Raw genomic sequence first — 19,621 nt, 5'->3', positions numbered from 1 at the left:
CGTCATCACGCCCCACTGCCATTCCAACGAGCACCGTCTGCACTGGTCACACTTCCGACGCCGCAGCCAAGCCCGAGCCCGCCGCTGCCACTACCAACGCCGAGGCCATGACCCCCACATGCGGTTGCAGTATTAGAGGCTCGTTCGCTCCAGCTTGCTGCTGTTCGGCGGGCCAGCCTGAACAGTCCCCTGCGGTGGCGGGAGGGGGTGTCGTCCGTGTTGTTGTCGTGCATGGTGGTGCTCCGGTGGCATGTGGGCAGGGCTTCGTCACGTCCGTCGCAGCCGTCCCGTGGCTGGTCAGGACAGGTACGGACTCGGCCGCAGGTACGGCTAACTCCGTCCCGGCGAGGAAGTCCGTCCCCGCGCTGACCTGCGCGGGGACGGATGCGACGGACTGAGACGGACCCAGGGGGTGGGTCAGCGGGCGGGCTTGGGACCTACGGTGCCGCCGGGCGGGCCGACGGGCAGCGGCCCGGTCGGAGGGGCGGGCGGCTTGCCCTGGGCTGGGCGTACGGGCGTGAACTCGTGCCCGGCTGCGGGGGCCGGCTGGGCGGGGTCGGGGCAGTAGCGGGCCCAGGCGTCGAGGAACTGGTTGCGGGCGTACGCCTTGGCCTGACGGCCCTGCTCGAAGCGATAGTTCGCCGGGCGGATGCCGAAGTCCCTGAGCAGCGCCGACAGGTGGAAGGCGGTCAGCCCCTTGGTGCCGTAGTCCGGCCACGGAGATTCAGCATCTGCCAGGAGAGCGGCCAGCAGATCCTGCGAGCGCAGGGCCTCCTTGTTGCCCTCCTGTTCGAAGATGCGGCGGATATCACGCAGCAGCCGCGTCTTCAGGGTCGTCTGCTCGTCCTGGACGGCCTCGTGCCGAGTCATCGCCAAGCAGGCGACGCGGGCGCTGGTGGGCCAGTGGCCGCCGGCCAGGTCGGCGACGATGACCAGCGGCTCCCAGGTGTCCGCAGCCCGGTCCTCAACCGGCATCTTTGGCACCAGACCGGCAGCCGTGCCACGCAGCGGCGTCAGCCACGCGGCCAGCCGGTCACGCACTGCGTGCAGTCAGGCACGGAGTACCGCGAGCGGAACGGGGTGATCCGCTCACCCGGCTTGCGCTTCTGCATGCGAAGTACGACCGCCCGGTCCATGATCGTGTCGGGCAGGTCGCCGATCCCGGCCAGCGCGGCCATGGCGAAGGTGGGAAACGCCGTCGGCTTGTGCTCCGGTCCGGAGATGCGCCAGGCGGGCCGATTGCGCTGGTGCCCGGCGTTCAGCAGGCCGCGCAGGTCCTCCTTCTCGCCCGCCTTGGGGCCGAAGATGGTGTCGGCTTCGTCCACCAGCAGCGTCGGCGGGTTCTTGCCTATGACGCGGAAGACCACCGCCGGTGAGGTGTTCACCGTCATCATCGGCTGGTGCACGGTCTCGTGGAGCACATCCAGGACACGGGACTTGCCGCACCCCTTGGTCGGCCCCACCACCGCCAGACGCGGCGCGTGCTGAAGGGCGGGCTGGATGTGCGAGGCCGCCACCCACAAGGTGACCGCCGTCAGGGCCTCCTCACTCGGCAGCACTACGTACCGACCGATCGCCGCCTGCAGCTCATCCAGCAGCACGGCCCCGTCACCGGTCGCCTCGACGCTTACACCCCCACGGTCCCCGGACCCCAAACCGTCATCCGGGACCACGGTCCCACTCTGTACCTGCTCGGTCCCCACGGGACCGTCGGTCCCCGCAGCCCGTCGGGGACCACGGTCCCCTGCTGCACGGTCCCCTGGTGCAATGCCCGCGCCCTGGGGACCGGTCCCTACATTGGGGATCAGGGGAACGGGACCAGGCTCATCGTCCGCCTTCGGGTAGGACACTGGTCCGCCCGGACCGGCATGGTCCGCAGCCAGCGGTCCGGTCCGCACGCCGCTGGCCTGCATCTCTTCCTCGTCACCGGATATCTGCTCCGTGGCCCGTGCCTGGTCGTGGGGCCAGGGCGCGTCCTTCGGCGAGAGCGGAGCAACACCGTGGTGCGGTTGGTCCCCGGCATCCGGACCCAGGGGACCGTCCCCCCTGTGGGGACCGTCGCTGGTCCCGTGGCGAGGGGACCGCGACTCGGCACGGTCGCCGTTGCGCGGGACCGTCCCCTGTCCGGGGACCGCCACGGGCGGCCAGACAACCTTGGGCCTGGTTTCCGCGTTGGCGGATGCACTCGAAGCGCGTGAGGACGTAGGGTCCTCCATAGACGTTCCTCTCTGGTGAGGGGCAGGACGGGCTAGGTCCCACCCCTCACCGGCTCAGTCGTTCAGGGATGGGCAATGCGTAGGGGAATCTCCGGCCCCGGCGTTGGCGCGCCAAGGGCCGCTCTGTTTCCCCGTGAGTCATGCCGTGAGGTCGTACGAGGTCCGCTGGTCGAGCCAGATGTCGACCTCGCGCCAGCGGTAGCGCAGGTGCCGACCGACCTTGTGGACCTTCGGGCCGATACCCCGGTACTTCCACTGGTAGAGGGTCTTCACCGGCACCCCGAGGTAGGCGGCGATCTCAGCGGGCGTGGCGAGCGGGCCGCGCGCGGCGGCCGTGGCGGGGCGAGGGAATTCGTTGGGCAAGGCCACTCCATATCGGTTGCAGGCAACGGGCATGGGCAAGAAAGCCACACGCTTCGGGCTCCGTCCACATGCATCTCTGGGAATTCTGTGGCCGACTCGAATGGCGGGCCGACCGAAGAGGGCATAACCGTAAGGGCGAATCGCCGGTTGACCAAAAAGTTCGCCCGCCCATCCGGTTCTCCCTCGAAAATCCCCGCAGGTACTCAGCGATCCGTCGCCGCGGAAGCGGCAGGCCAGAAGCCTCTGCGATGACCGCCAATACCTGGAACCGCCGCAGCGGCGCGGGACTTTACCACCCGATTCTCGATAAACCGAACCACCCGTTCCTGCCGAAGTACCCCGCACCTGCAAGTTCTGTAGAGTTTTAGAACTAACTATTGCCATGCCCGCCGATTTTGAGTTACAGCTATCCGTCATGGCTACTTACCCCATCGAAATCGGACCGGCCGGAATCGGCACCGCCCGCAATATCGAGGCGGCCCGTGTGGCGTGCCGCCTCACCCAGCGGCAGCCCGCCGAGCACTGCACTGCCCTGGGGCGCCCGATGACCAACATCGCCGTAAGCCGCACCGAACGCGGTCGTCGCCGTTGCGACGTCGACGACCTGGTCGCCATCGCCGCCGCCCTCGGCGTATCCCCAGGGGCTCTACTGCCCCAGTGGGCGGGTCACGATGCCGTCTCCCACTCTGCAGCCCAGACCTTCAACCGCATACAGGAGGCCCTTCTTGGCTGAGCCGTACGACCGCTGGCACAAGAAGCGCCCGCAACCCGGCGACGAGAAGTGCAAGGCCCACGGCAAGGTGCCGTCCCGTGAACACGGACGCGGAAAAAGATGGCTGGCCCGGTGGCGCGACCCCGAAGGGCAGCAGCAGAGCGAGAGCTTCGATCGCTACGAGGACGCGCGCCAACATCTGACGCGGATGCTCGGGGCCGTCGACGAAGGCACGTATATCGCCCCGAAGAAGAGCGACACGCTACTCAAAACGATCGCTGAGCAGTGGCTTGCGAACCAGACGTTCGGCAACCCCAGGACGTACCACCAGTACGAATCCCGCGTCCGTAACCACATCATCGGGTCCTTGGGGGATCTCAAGCTGCGGGAGGTCAAGGCGTCCACGGTCCAGACGTGGATCAAGCGCCGGCTACTGGTCCTCGACGAGACCACAGTCGGCCTGATCTTCAACCACCTGTCGTCAATCCTCGCCATGGCGGTAGACGACGACCTCATCCCGAAGAACCCCTGCGAGACCGGGTCGGTCAAGCGCGTGAAGCCCAGGCGGTCGAAGAAGCCGGCCAAAGATGTGCCTCTCTCCTGGGAGCAGACGGACGACCTGCGCAAGCAGCTGCCCGACCGATATCAGGCCACGGTCGACTGCGGTCGAGGGCTCGGGATGCGGCAGGGCGAGATATTCGGCTTCAGCCCGGACGACGCGGACTGGTCGGTGGACGACAAGACCGTCCAGATCTGCCGGCAGATCACGCATCACTGCGGCACCCTCGTCTTCGCTCCACCCAAGGGCGGCACCAAAGACGATCCGAAGGACCGCTACGTCCCCCTCGACGAAGACCTGGCGACGCGCCTGCGCAAGCACATGCAGGAGTTCCCTCCGGTCGAGGTCACACTGCCATGGCTGGAGAGGGACGGCGAACTGGTCACCGTGCGTCTGATCTTCACCACGCGAGAGCGCAAGGCGCTCAACAAGAACTACTTCAACTACCTGTGGAAGGCGGCCCTTGAGGCCATCGGCGTCATCAAGGCGGTGAACGACGAGCCGGTCGGCAAGGGCCGCAAGTGGGAGGAGTGCCGCGACAAGATGATGCACGCCCTCCGGCATCTATTCGCCTCGGAGGCGATCAATCAGGGCGTAGATGTCTACACGCTCGCTGACCTGCTCGGGCATGAGGATCCTGCCTTCACCCTGCGTCGATACGTCCACCGGGTAGCGGGAGCCGTCGAGAAGGCCCGCAGGGCAATCGGCCGACGATATCGAGCCGCCGCATAGGCTCCTCTGCGCCTCGTCCCGCTTCTCCGCAGAGAGGTTGAGCGAAGACGTCCCCTTCGCGTCCGGCCGCGCCCGACCATGGTTGAGACCGCCAAGGCCCGGAGCGCAACAATATGGGGATCACATGCGCGTTGAGGTTCGTGTCGAGCCGATCTTGTCGACGCCTTGACCGACTGCAGCGACGAGCAAGCCGAACGGATGCGGGGCGCTGACCCGGTTTTCTTACCCTGGCGCCCCGCCGCTGCTCAACACGGCCCGGATCGCCTGGAACCCGCAGGAAGCAACGCGCGTTCCGCAGGGGTGAAGTCCCGGCCCACGCCCGCGCACAGGGTGTCCGCTATGGCGTCGGACAGGAGGTCCAGGTTCTGGTACCAGTCACGACCGGCGATCATCAGGCGGTGGTCGCGTACGGTGATGCCGAGCGGCCTGCCCGTCGGATGGCTGGTCAGCAGCAGCCCGCTCTCCAAGTCCCAGAACTGCACCTCATACACGGTGTCGCTGCCCAGGGTGACCAGCGTGTCGCGCGGGCCAAAGCCGATCAGATCAGACAGGTGGGCTCCCGCCGCCGCCAGTGCGCGCCCCACTTCCTTGCCCGCGTCCACGTCCCAGCGGTGCAGGAATCCGTCTGCGTTGCGTGTCATGAAGCGCCGGCCGTCGGGAGTGAACACGAGCGGTGTCGGCGCAGTCGCCTCGAAGCGGGGGTGCAGTTCGCCCGTGGTGAGGGTACGCAGGCGGGTGCCGGTGCGCAGGTTCCAGAATTCGACGGTGCCGGTCGCTGTCCCGGCGCTGGTGACAACCGCCATTTCGTCGGAGTGGCCGGGACGAGAACGGAGTTGCCCGTAATAGGTGAAGGGGTTCGTCGTCTGCTGCTCCGTGCGGCGTTCCACCTGGACCGCCGGCCCGACGCGTCTGCCGGTAGCGGCGTCGACGAGCATCACTCTGCCGTCGGTGGTCATGACGGCGACCTCGCTGCCGCGCACCGGTTCAATTGCTTCCACGCCCTTCCTCCTGGCCGGAAGGGCGGTGTCCTCCCATGTGAGGTCGATGCGTGTGCGTGGGTTGTGGGCGGCAGCAGCTGTGAGCCCGCCATCCGAGCGTTGCAGCACGATCCATCGGGAGTCGGCTGACCATATCGGCAGTGGGACGTTGCCGGCCCCGGGGTCCCATGGCGTTTCACGGGTAGTGCCGGTCGTGGTGTCGACGACGGTCAGGGCCTGGTCCTCGAGGAACACGAGGTGCTTTCCGTCGGGAGCCAGTGCGCCCTGCTCAGTGGCACTGCCCCCACCGACCAGGGCTGCTGCGGCCGCGTCGAGTGGAACGGCCCGGGCGGTCAGCAACACGTCCGGGGTGGGGACGACGACGGTGACGTGATCGTCGTCGCCGGCAGCGGGAAAGACGGCGACGCTCGCGGTCGACAATCCGCCGTATGAGCTGGCGGCGGGCGCTCTGGTCCGGTAGACGCTGCCGGTGCGCAGTCCGATCAGGGTGAACTCGGAGTATGCCCCTTCCTCGACGAAGTGGGGGTAGACGGCGAATTCTCCAGTCGCGTCGACCAGATCGTCCACGCCTGTCCCCGTGGGGGCTGGCAGGGTAATAGTGCGCTTCCCTGACCGGCTCGAGGCGCGTACGCGCAATGTCCCGTCGTGGATGTCGGTTCCTTGCTCGACAAGCAGTTCGCCGCCCCCCGCGATCACGGTGAGGCTGCGCGCCGCGAAGGGTTGGACCTGATGGCCCGTCGCGAGGTCGCGGATCATCGTCCGTTGGTCATCGTGCGGCAAGTGTTCGGCGGTGAAGACAACCTGGCCGGGGTCCTTGGTGAAGGCGACCTGGCGCGGCTGGTCTGGCACCAGGCCGGGGGCAGTCGGCAGCTGCCGCCCGGTGACGACGTCCCAGGCCGAGACGGCGGCGTAGTGCTCCCGAGGGTCCTTGGCGCCGGACGCGTCATAAAACTTGAGCATCCGCAGCACGTGTCGGCCGTCGCTGCTGAAGTCCAGTGAGGCACCGTTCACCTTGCGGCCAGCCGCGTCGTCGGATGCGAGGTAGCGCGGCTTCGCGGCCGGCCGAGTAAGGTCCCACAGCCATACGCTGCCGTCGGCCACCGCCGAGGCGTAAGAGCGGCCATCCGGGCTCAGGCCGCTGCCACCTGCCTCCTCGTCCGGGATCCCGGCCAATGGGCGCTGCCGGGGAGCGCCGCCCGCCAAACCGGTGATCAGAGTAAGCGCGGATGCGCCATCGTCCCGACGGGACTGTACGACAACGGTCCTTCCGTCCCGTGTGGACCTCATGCCCGTAAATACGCCGGGCCAAAGGCCCGGGTGGCTGCCTGACAGCTGCTGCCCACGTGCGTACTGGCGAAGGAGCGCGGCGTACGACTCGGGGGTCGCTTCGGTGCGCCAGGCGGTGAGGCCCAGCTGGAGGGACAGGGCGGGGTCGTTCGCGGAGTGGCGGTCGGCGAGCGAGGCCAGCAGTCGGGACGCCTGTGTGCGCAGCTGCGCCTCGACATGCCTGTTGCTCTGCCAGACTCCGACGGCCAAGCCCCCGGCCAGCAGCACCAGCACCGTCAGCACGGCCGCCAGGGCGCGCAGGCGGCGGATGCTGCGCCGGTGGTACTGGGTGCTGCGCCGGATGTAGGCGTGCTCGGTGTCGCTGAGGTCCTGGGCACGGTCCGCCAGCCAGTCGGACGCCGTTGCCAGGACGCCGCCGCGCAGCAGGGCTCCGTCCTCCTCCCCCTCCTCCTGCCAGCGCCGCATGTCCTGCCGTAGCTGCTCCTGCTACCGCCGGAAGTCACGTGAGTCGACGAGCCAGCCGTTGAGTCGAGGCCAAAGCGTGGCCAGGGCCTCGTGGGCCAGGTCGGCGATCTCCTCTCCGTCGGGTGCGCGGCCAAGCACAACAAGCTTCGTCGGTGCCAGCCGCCGGGCGAGGGATCGCAGTGCGGGAGCGAGGTCGGGCAGGCGGGCGGGGCTGCGCGCGAATCCTCCGCTGTCGTTGGGGCGCGTCATCTGCGCGAACAGTCGTCGGGCGAGGAACTCCTCGTCAGGGTGCAGGAGTTCGCGGGCCGCTTCCTCGGCGTAGCCCACGAGTGCCCCCGCGACGCCGCCCAGCTCGTCGTAAGCAGCATGGGTGAGCATCGATCCATCGCGCCGCTCCCACAGGCGGGTCAGGGCAAACTCGACGAGTGGCATGCGTCCGGGCTCGTCGGCCGCGTCCGCGACGATCCGTTCGGGCAGACCGGCTTCGTACCAAAGGCCCGGCACCGCCTCCACCGGCGCGGTGATCGCCCGGTGGAGCCCCGGAGCAGACAGGGGGGCGAGGAACTGCACGGCGCCCGCGCTGAGGGAATCGGCGGTGGCCGAGGTGACAAGCGTGTCGAGGGACTCGGGGCGAGCGGTGGCCACGACACGCAGCGCCGGGCCGGGCCGGGCTCGGCCTGCCGATGTGTGCCGAGGGCGATGAGGAGCCGCAGAAGTTCGCGAGCGACGGCAGGTTCCGCTGCGGCGTACTCCTCCAACTGGTCGACGAAAAGGACGTGCCCGCTTTCCCCCGCGTGGGCGAGCACACGGGAACGCAGGTCGGCGGAGAGCGCGTCGGCTGGCTCCAGGGCGTCGGGGCGCGGCCGGGTCAGCAGGTCGGCCAGGTCCGCTATGGCGCGAAGCCGTTCGGTCTCGGTGAGCGACGGTTCCAGTACAGGTACGAGGGCACGCGCCACGATCCGCGCGGGACTCGCGCCGGGTACGGCCCGCAGTTCGGACACCGTCCAGCTCGCGCTCGTCAGCCGCGGCACCAGCCCGGCGCGGACGAGCGACGACTTGCCGCAGCCCGAGGGGCCGACCACGAGGGTCAGCGGCTGAGCTCCGACCGCGGCTTCCAGGCGTCCGGTCTCCTTCTCACGCGCGTGGAAGAGGCCCGCTTCCGCTTCGGTGAACGGGGCGAGTCCACGGAACGGACAGCGCGGGCGCAGGATGCCCTCGTCGACGAGCGACGCGGACGGGATCAGATATCCGGTGGTCGAGCCAGCGCCACGCTGGACGGCGACGGTCATGCCGACAACCCCACCCTGCGCGTCGTCCCAGACCGGGGAGCCGCTGAAACCGGCGGAGACCCGCTGCCCCTGACCGGCCGTCTCCATCTGCAGCCAGCCCGCGCCCTGGGTGCCACGCAGCGTGCCCGAGGCCCATACGCCGTGCCTCGCGCCTTCGGAAAAGCCAAATACCCGGAATGTGTGGCTCCAGACCCGGGTGCCGTCGACAAGCGGGACCGGACGGGAGCCCGGCACACACTGCTCCAGGCGCAGTAGCGCCACGTCTCCGGTGTCGTCATCGTCGATCGGCCGCCACGTCACTACCGAGGCACGGCCGGACTGCACGGCTCCGGTGCGGTCCCTCAGCAGCGGGAAGTCCACGCTCACCGTGTCCAGAGGCGCCTCGGCCGACGTGGTCGGCAGCCCTGCCGCCGCCGCGACGACATGGGCGCAGGTGCAGACGATGTCACTGTCGAGCAGAAATCCCGCCCCCACGATGTCCCCACTGCGGGAACGTATGCGGACCAGCGACCGTGTCAGTAACTCTTCCTCGCGCACCGCCGTCACAACGCCGCCTGCTACGCCGGGTCCGCGGCTGAGTTCGGGACCGCCGCTCGTGTCTGCCCCTCTGACGACAGGGGCGTCGGCCCTGCTTCGGCGCGAGGATGCCACTCCACGCTCACGGTGAAGTTAGCCTCCGACGCCGCCTTGGCAACAACCACGCCCGCCTCCGCCGTCAGCTTGATGCCGAAGTCCACGCGTACGGTGTCCGGCGTATGCGCCATGTCCCGCAAGCCCGCTGCTATGACGTCGAGGGCGGGCCGCACATGCCCCATGGCGTCCTGCAGGGTCTCCGACGTGGCACGCGCGAGCGCCGCCGCCCGCCCGACGCGGTCGATGCCGACGGACTCGCCGTCGGCAATCTCAACCAACACACCGCTGCCGTCCGCCAGCCGGATCTCACCTGCGTATGTCATCGGGTACCCCCTCTGCTCCCTTGGTGCTCTCAGGCTACGTGAACTCATCTATATTTGAATCGAGTTGGATATCTGATGCGGCATCGTCCGGTCGCTGGCCGACACGGATACCAAGAGGCTGGAGGCGCCGTCCGGGCCAGATCATCACGGCCTCGCCGGTCAAGGCAGTGCTCTCGACCGTGATCTTGAGCGGGCGAGACACAAGGCCACGGATGTCGAAGAAGCTCAGACGGCCCTCGCAGGTGGCCGACTATGCGCCCACCTTTGCACAGCTCATCGCCCGACTGCAGGCGCCCTGATCGATTGGCAGCCCCAGGCAGAGCCTTCCTTCCCCGCCATGTGCACCGATTGTGTACCGGCCTGCTCGTCACAAGGGTGTCCGTGCAGGTCAGAGGGTTTATCGAGCTGTACTTCGACATTTAAGAACGCCGCAGGTCAGAGCAGATTTCCGCTCCCCTGGGCCGTCTGTGGGCCGTCGGCCGTGTTCCTCCGCTCTCGGAAGGCACGGCCGACAGCCTTTTCCGTGAGCGCCGATCAGGCCGCCACAGGCACCGCCCCGTCGTCGCCATCGTCGTCAGCGCCCGCCGCTCCAAAGGCAGAGTCGATGGCCTTCCGCGCGCGGTCCTGGCTGTTTGGCATTCGGAAAGCGAGTACGCCCACTCAGTCAGTCCCATGGCCGCCAAGACTAAGACTCCCCAGCACGTGTTGGCAGAGCGCGTACCGTGCGTCCCTTGCCGTGGACGGTGTGGAGCAAGCCGGTTCCTTCCATCTGGGCGAGCGCACGGCGCACGGCCGCCCGGGAGACTTCAAAGCGATCACAGAGCTTGGCTTCAGACGGGTACGCATCCCAATGGATAGCGAGTCCTCCGCGATCACATCCGTCATCCGCTCTACGAGCGTCCTGGCGTCCCCATTCCTGGCGACCCGCCATCCGACGCCGGGAGCGGACTCCAGGACCCCCTCCGCTGCGAGAGCCTTGAGAGCTCGCCGCACGGTGTTCATGGCCACCCCGTACGCGTTCATGAGGTCAGCCTCTGAGGGCAGTCGATCGTCGAAGGCACCACTCTCAATCTTCTGTCGCAACGCCTCTGAGATAACCAAGTAGGTTCCGCGCGGACTGGCTTCGGGCACTTCCACACCCCTCGCAACGCCTAGTTCGCCCCCAGGCTCCCACGGCTCGTGCACCCTAACTCCAGGTCATCACCAAGGTTCCGAGGGGCTACCACCCAGGGCTGCCGCAAAGTCGCATTTCATGAGGAAAGCTGCTGGTCAGCGGGCACTCCGAAGAGGTCGAGTGGGGCCTTGTGCGGTGCCAGTGCGAGGCGTCGTTGCGCGTCGGCGATGGAACTACCGGTCCAGCGCAGGAAGTTGATGGTGATCGATCTCAACGTGGAGACGTTTTGCGGGCCGTGGCCAGTGCGGATCCGCGCGGCGTCGTCGCCGAAGGTCACATCCCGCACATAGTGGATCTTGTTTTCCACTCCCCAGTGGCCCCTCGCGTACCGCGCGACGACCTCGGGAGCCGCCCGTTGCGAGGTGAGGTCGGTGATCAGGTAGACGATCTCGCGGGTCCGTTTCCCCGACGCCTCCACGGTGCGGTGTCGGACGACACGGGCGACCTGCCGCACATAAGGGAAGGCCAGATCGCCCCAGGTCACCACCTTGGTCACCCGAGTCTCCAGCCGGCCATGCCCTCGCCCGCTCTCCTTGTGCACGGCCGTCACCTCGTGCCACAGGATCGAGCGGCACGTCTCCCACAAGGTCGGCTGGTTCCGCTTCACGGTAAGAACGAAGTGCGCGCCCATCTCTTCCACCAGCACCTTTGCGGTCTCCGCCTGGGTGTGCAGGGCATCGGCCGTGACCACCACACCCCGCAGGTCCAGGACGCTGAGCAGCGGGGTCAGGGCCGGGATCTCGTTGCTTTTGTCCGCGACTCGCTGCTGAGCAACCAGCGTGCCGTCCTGAGCCATCGCGCCGATCAGCATCACCGCGCTCTCCGTTCCCCGACGTGATCCCCGCAGGGCCTTGCCGTCCGCCGCCACCGTTTCCAGGGCCACCTCCCGCACCCGCAAGAGAACCTCCAGCTCACCCGGCCTCACCGCCGACAGCACCCTCCGCAACGTGTCCGCCCCCGGCGCCCTCACCAGCCCGAACGCGCCGACGGGCACCAGCCCCAGCCGCAACTTCTCCTGCGGCTCCGCGGCAGCGGCCCACTGCGCCATTGCCCGCCAGGACCCGAAACCCGCCGCCGTCGCGCACAACGCGATCACGAGCAGGACCGACAACGGGAAACGACGCCCCCGTGCCTTGCGCGGATCGCTCACCTCGCCGAGCCGCTGCCACAACGCCACCTGCGCCGACACCAGCGACAGCGACTCCGACCGGGGCACGGACGTGACAGACTGACGTTTCACCGAAGCTCCGTTGGGTCAGGGCGACTTGCGAGGTCACCCACCCCAACGGAGCTTCGGGCTTTCCAGGCACGGGCCTCTCACCAGCGGAAACGCGTACACGCAGGACTTTGCGGCAGCCCTGGGCTACCACCGAGCTCCAAACCGTACATGAGAATACGGCGCCATTTTTCCTCAGCGATACACCTACGCGCCATGTGCCGCAGAGCGTAAATATCTCCCGCGTTGGCCGCCTTCAATGCATATTCCTCGGCAGCCTCCAGCTCACCTGCTTCCTCATGGCGCGTCGCCATATGCGAAAGCGCTACCGTATTCCCAAACTCGATAGCGAGCTCTAACAAAGCATCTGCCCCCTGTGAATTTCCTGCGCCTTCCCGATGGCGAGCCAGATCCATAAGTGGAGCAAAATTCCCGGACTCAGCGTAGAGCAAGACTAAATCTTGAGCTTCTTCACTACGCTGGGTCGAATCATAGATACGCGCCAACCGGAACGGTGCTTCATATCTATCATCTCGCGCGGCGAGGGTATAAATCGCCTCGGCCTCAAGAACTTTACCCTCTTCTTCGCTCATCTCGCCGAGCTCAACGAGAAAGCCACTCAAACCCGCCTCAGCCACCTTGAGGAATATTTCTCGGGCCTCTTCACGCTGTCCGATTTCTTTGCGGATGACGCCAAACCACCCCAACGCCCAGAGATCTCCCATAAGCACCGCGCGACGCAATAACCATTCGGCGGACTTAACATCACCCCTATCTTTCGCTTCAAGCGCGATTTCCAACATCATGTCGGCGTCATCCAACTCTTTTATTTCGGCAAGAAGATCCTCTACTGAATCCTCATCACTATCCTCTACAGCAAGGCGCAGCAAGACAGAAAACGCCTCAACGAGCCCGGCATCCGCCGCCTCCCGCAGAAGACGTCTCCCCCCCTCTATATCGCCGGACTTCAAACGCATTTTGGCGATTCCCACCAGAGATACCGAATTCTCTCCCTCTTCCATCACCCGAGCTATTTGCTCCGCCTCGTCAAATTCTAGTAACTCCGCCTTTGCTCGCATCAAGTCGCGCAGCGCCCACGCGCTCCCTTGTTCAACTGCCTGCCGTAGCAGTTCATTGGCCTCATCCGAATGACCTGCCTCACCTCGCAGGTAGGCGACCCATCTCAATGCAGTCACGTTTCCTCGCCGCCCAGCTTCGCGGTAGAGCATGCAAGCGTACCGAGAACGATTCCGCTCTTGCGCCGCCTTGGCTATCTCCATAACACCCTCAGTGGAGGGAAGATTCGCAGCACTATCCCAAAAAGACTGTGGAGGTATCTCGAATCGCCGGGAAGCTTGTCCATGATGATCTAGATAGTCGGCCAATTCCACAACGTCGGGAAGCGCCCCCACGCCGGTCTGGTGAGGCACAGCGACAAATGCGGAGGTGACGCCCTTAATTATCTCCTTTGCGTAGTTGAGGGCACCGTCAAACCATGTTTCTGGATCGCAGGCTCCACGCAATTCTGGTTCCATGTAACCCGGCGCCGCCATCTTAAGAAAGGATGTCGGAATAGGCCCAGACATACCTAAACGGCGAGAATCCATCGCAGCTGTGATCACAGCGCGCCCGCAAAGCCCGTCAACGCCATCGGCTGCATCGTAGTGTTTAAGAAGATCCGGTGCGGCCGCCAAGTACTGCGCTACAGAATTTGAGCCACTTCGGGCTACGAGTCTCAGTGATCGGTCCGTGGCGGCTAGCTTCCGCAATTGGCGCTGGTCACCTTCGGAAAAAGTTGGCGGCACGTCGATTAGGACACCTTGCTTCAGCAGCTCTCTAGCTTGAGAATATCTATCAGACTCCCCCGGGGCAACCTTCCCTGAGGTAATAAGTCGATGATGCATAGTCCAGAAAGTCGCAACAATAACTAGCGGGCCACCGCTCTCTAGTAAGCGACGGAGGGCAATTGCGACGTCTTCACTCCGGTCACGTAACAGCAGTTGATGAGCATCGTTCAGCCAAATTACAGTATTGCGCTCTGCGGCCCGCGTATCAATGGCAGCCAGAAGACTTGCTTCGTTCTTAGGGAAGATCAAATACCAATCAGGCACGGCCGCACTGACTACCTCATAGGCCGACCGAGTCTTACCCACACAGGAACCGCCTCTGATCACGACTAGCTGCGGCTCTCGGTTCTCTTTGGCTCTTAGTACAGCTCTCAAAAGTTCAGCATCATGAGATCGTTGCACATAGGGGGGTAGTTTAAAATCGGATACCGCCCCTTCCTGCGATTCGGTTACAGCGGGATGCACTCCAAGTTGCTTAGCAGTCCAACCCTGAATTGGGCGTGGCGGATCAGGCAATTCCATTACCAGTGCAGCATCGTGTTCCGACAACGCGTTCTGAGCACTTTTTCGTTCCAGCGCAGCGGCTACAACTCGTGACCGGCGTGCCGCCTCCACGCGATGCATAGAACGCCATTTATCCTCACTAAGGAGGTCTCCAGAGGCGTCTAGAGCAACCTCTAGGCCAATAGCAGTTTCCCTTATAGCTCGAACAATTCGCAGAATGCCATCGATGCTCTGGGGAAACTGATTGCCTCGGAGCCAATGGCCGACGGTCGTTGGCGAGACGTTTGCCAACCGCGCGAGCTGCCGCTCCGAGAGTCTTCCCTTCAGCGAGGTCCGTCTGAACTCCGCCAATTGACGTAGGGCTGCGAAGACATCGTCTCCCCCATCCATGCGTGCCTCCCTGCACCGCCTTCAGACTGTCCAGGGGCAAGCCTGGACAGTGTCCCTCAACATCGGCTTCTGTGCGGCAAACACGGATTCGCGAGCAGGGGGCACCCCAGCGCACGCACTGCTCGTGGGAGGCAGTGCGATGGGATCTGCCATGGCTCTCTGCCTCGCAGGCGTCGCCGCGTATCGCTGAGCCTGGGGCCGGCGTGCGAGTGTGCCGCGACCCCAACTCGTCCTTCACCGTAGAGCCGACCTCCAAGGAAGCTTCGCCGACGGTCGCGTCCATCGACGCCGGCACATATCCCACGGAGCTACATCCGAGTGAGCGGAGGAGCCGTTCCACCATGCCCTCCAGCCCTTACAGGTCAGAGGCCATCCTCCATCGCGAGAGCAGTTGCCCTCCAGAGTCGTTGCCCGCGGCTAGTGCTGTGACCGGGATGGTCCACCGGGATCGGAAGGCGGCTCGCGGGACGAGCGCACGCGCAACGGCTGGTATTACTGGGGCATGCAGGAAGAGACGGCACGCTCCGCGATCGACACGTTCATCTCCGCGTTTAACGCCTCGGACGACAACTATGTGACTGCCCTGCTCTCCCAGGCCCTGACCTCAGACGTGGTCTTCTGGGGGCCGTTGGGTCGCAGCGAAGGAATCGCGGCGGTCGAGCGGTTCGTGCTGGACATCCGGCGCCACCCGGCGGGGACCGGCACGATGGTGCGCTGCTCAGCGGTGGACATGCCTGACGAGTGGGCCCGGTACCAGTGGGTCTTCACCACGCCGGATGGAGGCCCCCGCCTGGCGGGAACGGACGTCGTCCATCTGCGGCGGAGCCTCATCGACCAGGTCATCGTCTTTGCGGGGGAGATCGAGCCGTCCGCCTCCTGAGTCGTCCTTCTGTCGCTGTCCTTCTCGTGAACTTGTCCCTTTCGGCACTCCGGGGCTGCGGTTCGCGGTCGGTCAGGCTGCGGCGTTGAGGGGGCGTCCGCCCCAGCGGATGCCCTTCTCGCTGCGGATGCGGGCGCGTTCCTTGCGTTGGGCGGCAAGTACGTCGGGGTGGCGGGCGTTGGCGTTGCGCCAGCGCAGGTAGCGGTGCAGTGCCTGGGTTTGCGTGGGGTGGCTGCGGTGGTGGGAGTTGGCCAGGGTGAACTGCCGCAGCGGGCCGAAGTGGGCCTCGATCGGGTTGGCCCAGGATGCGTAGGTCGGGGTGAAGCACAGCTCGACCTTGTTCTTCTTCGCCCAGCGGCGGATGTCGGCGCCGGTGTGGGCGGAGAGGTTGTCCAGGATGATGTAGATCGGGACGCCGTCGGGTCGGGCGGCACGGATCGACTTCAGCGCGGCCAGGGTGTTGGCGGTGCCCTTGCGGCGGCGGTTGACGCCCCACAGGCGGTCGTCGCCCACGGAGTAGCAGCCGTGGAAGTAGGTGACGCCGTGGGTGCGGCGGTAGGTCGCCGGCAGCCGGTTTGGCTTGCCCTGCTTCGCCCAGCAGGAGCCTGCGGTGGGCCGGATCCCCAACGGTTGGGTCGGGGACGAGACGCCGTGCACCCTTGCAGGTGTCGGTCTTCCCGTCCCCGCCCGCCGAACCGGACGTGCCCGTTGGCCGGGCATCCGGCTCTCCACGTGATCCGAGAGAGTCAGGTGAGGTGTTCGCTGACCTGGCCGACGAATGCCATGTCGTCGTGGCCGGTCCGGCGGAAACGTGCTCCGTCGGGATCGACCTCGTCCATGTTCCATGGCGTGCTGATCTGCGCTCCGCGGTAGCGGTAACGCTCGACCCGCATCTTCGCCGGGTTGTAGAGGACAATGCGGTCCTCGGCGATGCGGTCGGCCCCGTAGTAGCGCCGCCGCAGCTGCTTCCAGGTCAGGTGAGGGTGCTTGCGGCGAATCCACAGAAGCAGCCTCCACCATGCGTACCAGCCGAGGTAGGAGAACGTCTTCTTCGATGCGCCGTAGCGGAAGTAGGCCGCCCAGCCCCGCAGGACCGGATTGACCTTCCGCAGCACCTCTGCCAACGAGAGCGAGGTCGTTCCCTGCCCCGTCAGCTTCTTGATCTTGTGCATCACCGATGCCAGCGCCTGCTTTGCCGGAATCGTCAGCACGACGCGACGTCCGTCGCCACGAGTCTTGCTCTGGATGTGAAAGCCCAGGAAGACGAAGCCGTCGTCGATGTGGGTGATGTGTGTCTTCTCGACCGAGAGGGTCATCTTTAGCCTGCTGGCCAGCAGTTCGCCGATCTGCGACTTCAGCGCTTCCGCGTCAGACCGGGTGCCGTGCACGAGCACGACGAGGTGAGTCGGCGGCGGGAATCTCACCCGCCGCCGCTCGCAGAACCGTGCGGGAGCCTCTCGGCTCACACGGCTCCCATCGCCCAGCCGTCAGGCTTGAGACCGAACCGCCAGTGGGCGAAGGGGTTCGGGTAGCGGCGGGCGGTGCCCGCCAAAAGTTCCCGTGCCTTCTTCTCCCGGCGGTGGAGTCGTTTGTACTTCCGGCAAGCCCAGCGCACCAGGTACTCGTTGATACGCCGGAGAAGGGGGTACAACATGGACTTGTAGAAGCGCCCGTAATAGTTGACCCAGCCCTGCACGACGCTGTTGTACATCCGTGCAAGGTCACCGAGGGACATGTCACTGCGGCAGGCAATGCGCCAGGAACGGATCTCCTTGCCCATCGCCTTGATCGCCTCCTTGCTGACCGCGGGCAGGAAGTTCACAAAATGCTTCCCATACCGGTTCTTGGACAGTCTCGGCCGGAACGTGTACCCGAGGAACGTGAACGACGTGTGCTCGTACGAGCCGCGCCGGTCAGCATCTTTGCAGTACACGATGCGCGTCTTGTCCGGATGCAATTCCAGACCGACCTGCGCCAATCTCGCTGCGAGCGCGTCCCGCACGCGGCGGGCCTGATGCTCGCTGCGGCAGTGAATCACCGCATCGTCGCAATACCGCTCGAACGTGAGGTGCGGGAACTCCCGTCCCAGCCACGTATCGAACGCGTAGTGCAGATACAGATTCGCCAGCACGGGCGAAATCGCCGATCCCTGTGGGGTCCCGCGATCTCGTTGCTGCACCGAGCCGTCCGCTTTCGCCAGCGGCGCCACAAGCCACCGCTTGACATAGAGCAGGACCCATTTCCCGTCCGCGTCGACATGCCGCTCGACGGCCCTGAGCATCAGCTCATGGTCCACGCTGTCGAAGAACGCCCGGATGTCGAGATCGACCACCCAGTCGTTGCGCCAACAACGCCGCCGGCAAGTCTCCACCGCGTCCAGCGCCGACCGCCTCGGCCGGTAGCCGTAGGAGTCCGGGTGGAACACAGGCTCCACCCGTCTCTCCAGATACATCGCGGCCACCGTCTGGGCAATCCGGTCAGCCACCGTGGGCACCCCAAGCACACGGACACCTTTCCCGCCCGCCTTGGGGATCTCCACGGCCTTCACCGCCGGAGGGAAATACGAGCCTGACGACATGCGATTCCACAGCTTGTACAGATTCCCCTTGAGGTTCTGCTCGAACTGCTCGATCGAAACGCCGTCCGCACCGGGTGCACCCCGATTGGCCTTGACCCTCAGATACGCCTCCCACACCATCGACTTGGAAATATAAAACGACTTGGTCTCGGCCTGCGGCCTTGATCCGTTCACCTGGCTCCTCCCGGCACTACCGGTTGACCACCAAACAAGATCAGGACGACCCGCCCCCTTCGCTCCGCCCCCATTACAGGGACTTCCTCACTACTACGAGACGGTCCGTCCCCCTGCCACGCATCGGTACTCAGCTCCTTGCAGTTTCAGCTACTTGGAGTTCTCCCTTTACACCAACCCGTCCTCAACATGGACCGGTTGGCAGCATCGCGGCGAGGGGTTCCCACGTTCCGCACTGGTGCCTGTCGCCGAGCTCGCGCCACCTTCATGCCGGGCCGCCACCTGACCAGGAATACAGGAACCCGTCAGACTCATCCCGGGGCAACAACTGGACCCCGGTTTCGGCAACCACTCATACGCTTACGACACTTCAGCAGTGGTTCACTCGCGTTCGCCTTCTCGGCACACACCTGACGCATCTCGTGCGCCTTTTCCACAGTGCTCATCACCCCGGCTCATTCACCGGAGCAACCTGCGGCGGTTTGAGACCTCCCCCTGCGTGGGCGATCCCGGAGGGCCTACCTCCATGGTTCGAAAACGGTGTCCTGGTCGAGCGACAGGAGCAGGCCGCATGAACCACCACAACGCTCCGCAGGAGGAACCGGCCGAGCACCTCCGCTTCGCGGCCTACCTGAGCGAGCTGGAGCAGGTCTCTGACGCCGACGAGGCCGACCTGGTCAGCGAAGTCCTCGCTGATCCGGACCAGACGATGGCCCAGTCCGCCGTCCTGCGGCACCTGGATCGCCGGGCCACCGACATCCACCCTTGCCCTGCCTACGAGCCATGGGCCGAGTGGATGACCCAGGTCACCGTCCGCCATCCGGTCCTGGCCCGTCGCCTGCAGGAATGGTCTCTCTTCCGCGCCATCACGCTCGGGCAGCACTGGCGCCGTGACGCCTTGCTCGAGTCCTCCGACTGGCTCCAACTCAAAACCGCCGCCGGTCCGAACACCGAGGCCGTTGAGGTCCTCGCCGAGCACGGTCGCTCCAAGCGGATTCGCAACACGGCCAGAATCAACCTCAAGCAGTCGAGCCCGCGCTCTGCCGCAAGTCAACGCATCCACAAGTCTTGACTATTGCTCGTCCGGCCAGCGGCAGGAACGCTGTGAACCGGTGGGGGATCAGGACTTGGTCGACCAGGTTCTTGAAGAGCCACACCGAAGCGACTTCACCCGCGGACCCCGCGATGAGGAGGACGACACTCGCGGCGAGCCGGTACCGGTCGGGGCGTGCCCACGGCCAGAAGCGGCGGAACGCGTCGGCCGAAGACACGACCGCCGCA

General features: G+C 65.8%; 12 protein-coding genes and 4 pseudogenes. 4 read left to right on the top strand and 12 right to left on the bottom strand.

The window, feature by feature from the left end:
- Positions 1-417 precede the first annotated feature (417 nt).
- Positions 418-1,673 (bottom strand): annotated as a pseudogene (locus OG395_RS36760) (DUF3631 domain-containing protein).
- A gap of 681 nt (positions 1,674-2,354) precedes the next feature.
- Positions 2,355-2,579 (bottom strand): helix-turn-helix transcriptional regulator, encoded by a 225-nt coding sequence (locus tag OG395_RS36755; RefSeq protein WP_327246785.1) that lies wholly within the window; start codon positions 2,577-2,579, stop codon positions 2,355-2,357.
- Positions 2,580-2,994: 415 nt separating this feature from the next.
- Between OG395_RS36755 and OG395_RS36750 the strand changes: the two genes are divergently transcribed.
- Positions 2,995-3,312 (top strand): helix-turn-helix domain-containing protein, encoded by a 318-nt coding sequence (locus OG395_RS36750; protein WP_327246784.1) that lies wholly within the window; start codon positions 2,995-2,997, stop codon positions 3,310-3,312.
- Positions 3,305-4,582, top strand: a complete 1,278-nt coding sequence (locus OG395_RS36745; RefSeq protein WP_327246783.1) for a tyrosine-type recombinase/integrase — start codon at positions 3,305-3,307, stop codon at positions 4,580-4,582. Before OG395_RS36750 ends, OG395_RS36745 begins: the two co-directional genes overlap by 8 nt.
- Positions 4,583-4,827: 245 nt before the next feature.
- Here OG395_RS36745 and OG395_RS36740 read toward each other — a convergent pair whose 3' ends face one another.
- The 7 genes and pseudogenes from OG395_RS36740 to OG395_RS36710 all read right to left on the bottom strand — a co-directional run bounded on the left by OG395_RS36740 (position 4,828) and on the right by OG395_RS36710 (position 14,708).
- Entirely contained in the window at positions 4,828-7,332 is a 2,505-nt protein-coding gene (locus OG395_RS36740; protein ID WP_327246782.1) for a WD40 repeat domain-containing protein, read from the bottom strand.
- Between the two features lie 21 nt (positions 7,333-7,353).
- Entirely contained in the window at positions 7,354-7,977 is a 624-nt protein-coding gene (locus tag OG395_RS36735) for an nSTAND1 domain-containing NTPase (RefSeq protein ID WP_327246781.1), read from the bottom strand.
- Positions 7,978-8,036: 59 nt separating this feature from the next.
- Positions 8,037-9,158, bottom strand: a pseudogene (locus OG395_RS36730) (serine protease); the annotation flags it as partial.
- 20 nt (positions 9,159-9,178) lie between these two features.
- Complete coding sequence (locus OG395_RS36725; RefSeq protein ID WP_327246780.1) at positions 9,179-9,577, bottom strand: CU044_2847 family protein; 399 nt, start codon at positions 9,575-9,577, stop codon at positions 9,179-9,181.
- Positions 9,578-10,262: 685 nt separating this feature from the next.
- Positions 10,263-10,708, bottom strand: a pseudogene (locus OG395_RS36720) (GntR family transcriptional regulator).
- A 119-nt stretch (positions 10,709-10,827) separates the two neighbouring features.
- On the bottom strand, positions 10,828-11,991 hold the full coding sequence (locus OG395_RS36715; RefSeq protein ID WP_327246779.1) for an ISAs1 family transposase: 1,164 nt from the start codon (positions 11,989-11,991) through the stop codon (positions 10,828-10,830).
- Positions 11,992-12,068: 77 nt separating this feature from the next.
- Positions 12,069-14,708: a tetratricopeptide repeat protein gene (locus OG395_RS36710; RefSeq protein WP_327246778.1), complete on the bottom strand. Its 2,640-nt coding sequence runs from the start codon at positions 14,706-14,708 to the stop codon at positions 12,069-12,071.
- A gap of 502 nt (positions 14,709-15,210) precedes the next feature.
- Here OG395_RS36710 and OG395_RS36705 point away from each other — a divergent pair.
- Positions 15,211-15,588: a nuclear transport factor 2 family protein gene (locus OG395_RS36705; RefSeq protein ID WP_266992928.1), complete on the top strand. Its 378-nt coding sequence runs from the start codon at positions 15,211-15,213 to the stop codon at positions 15,586-15,588.
- 72 nt (positions 15,589-15,660) lie between these two features.
- Here the strand turns inward: OG395_RS36705 and OG395_RS36700 are convergent.
- The 3 genes and pseudogenes from OG395_RS36700 to ltrA all read right to left on the bottom strand — a co-directional run.
- Positions 15,661-16,218 (bottom strand): annotated as a pseudogene (locus OG395_RS36700) (transposase); the annotation flags it as partial.
- 116 nt (positions 16,219-16,334) lie between these two features.
- A complete protein-coding gene (locus tag OG395_RS36695; protein WP_327246777.1) occupies positions 16,335-17,054 on the bottom strand; it encodes a group II intron maturase-specific domain-containing protein in 720 nt (239 codons plus the stop codon).
- A complete protein-coding gene (gene ltrA / locus OG395_RS36690) occupies positions 17,051-18,340 on the bottom strand; it encodes a group II intron reverse transcriptase/maturase (protein ID WP_327246776.1) in 1,290 nt (429 codons plus the stop codon). The genes OG395_RS36695 and ltrA overlap by 4 nt, the downstream gene beginning before the upstream one ends.
- A 571-nt stretch (positions 18,341-18,911) precedes the next feature.
- Between ltrA and OG395_RS36685 the strand changes: the two genes are divergently transcribed.
- Positions 18,912-19,412, top strand: coding sequence for a hypothetical protein (locus tag OG395_RS36685; protein WP_327246775.1), 501 nt, complete (start codon positions 18,912-18,914; stop codon positions 19,410-19,412).
- Positions 19,413-19,621: the final 209 nt, after the last annotated feature.

Origin of the sequence: Streptomyces sp. NBC_01320, assembly GCF_035974375.1 — a bacterium.
GTDB lineage: Bacteria > Actinomycetota > Actinomycetes > Streptomycetales > Streptomycetaceae > Streptomyces > Streptomyces yanii.
The sequence above is the reverse complement of the archived record's forward strand: the minus strand, read 5'-3'. Positions and strand labels throughout refer to the sequence as shown.

Excerpts from the sequence above, each read along its gene's own strand:
- OG395_RS36750 (WP_327246784.1), top strand. The coding sequence starts at position 2,995 with ATGGCTACTTACCCCATCGAAATCGGACCGGCCGGAATCGGCACCGCC.
- OG395_RS36740 (WP_327246782.1), bottom strand. The coding sequence starts at position 7,332 with ATGCGGCGCTGGCAGGAGGAGGGGGAGGAGGACGGAGCCCTGCTGCGC.
- OG395_RS36725 (WP_327246780.1), bottom strand. The coding sequence starts at position 9,577 with ATGACATACGCAGGTGAGATCCGGCTGGCGGACGGCAGCGGTGTGTTG.
- OG395_RS36710 (WP_327246778.1), bottom strand. The coding sequence starts at position 14,708 with ATGGATGGGGGAGACGATGTCTTCGCAGCCCTACGTCAATTGGCGGAG.
- OG395_RS36705 (WP_266992928.1), top strand. The coding sequence starts at position 15,211 with ATGCAGGAAGAGACGGCACGCTCCGCGATCGACACGTTCATCTCCGCG.
- OG395_RS36685 (WP_327246775.1), top strand. The coding sequence starts at position 18,912 with ATGAACCACCACAACGCTCCGCAGGAGGAACCGGCCGAGCACCTCCGC.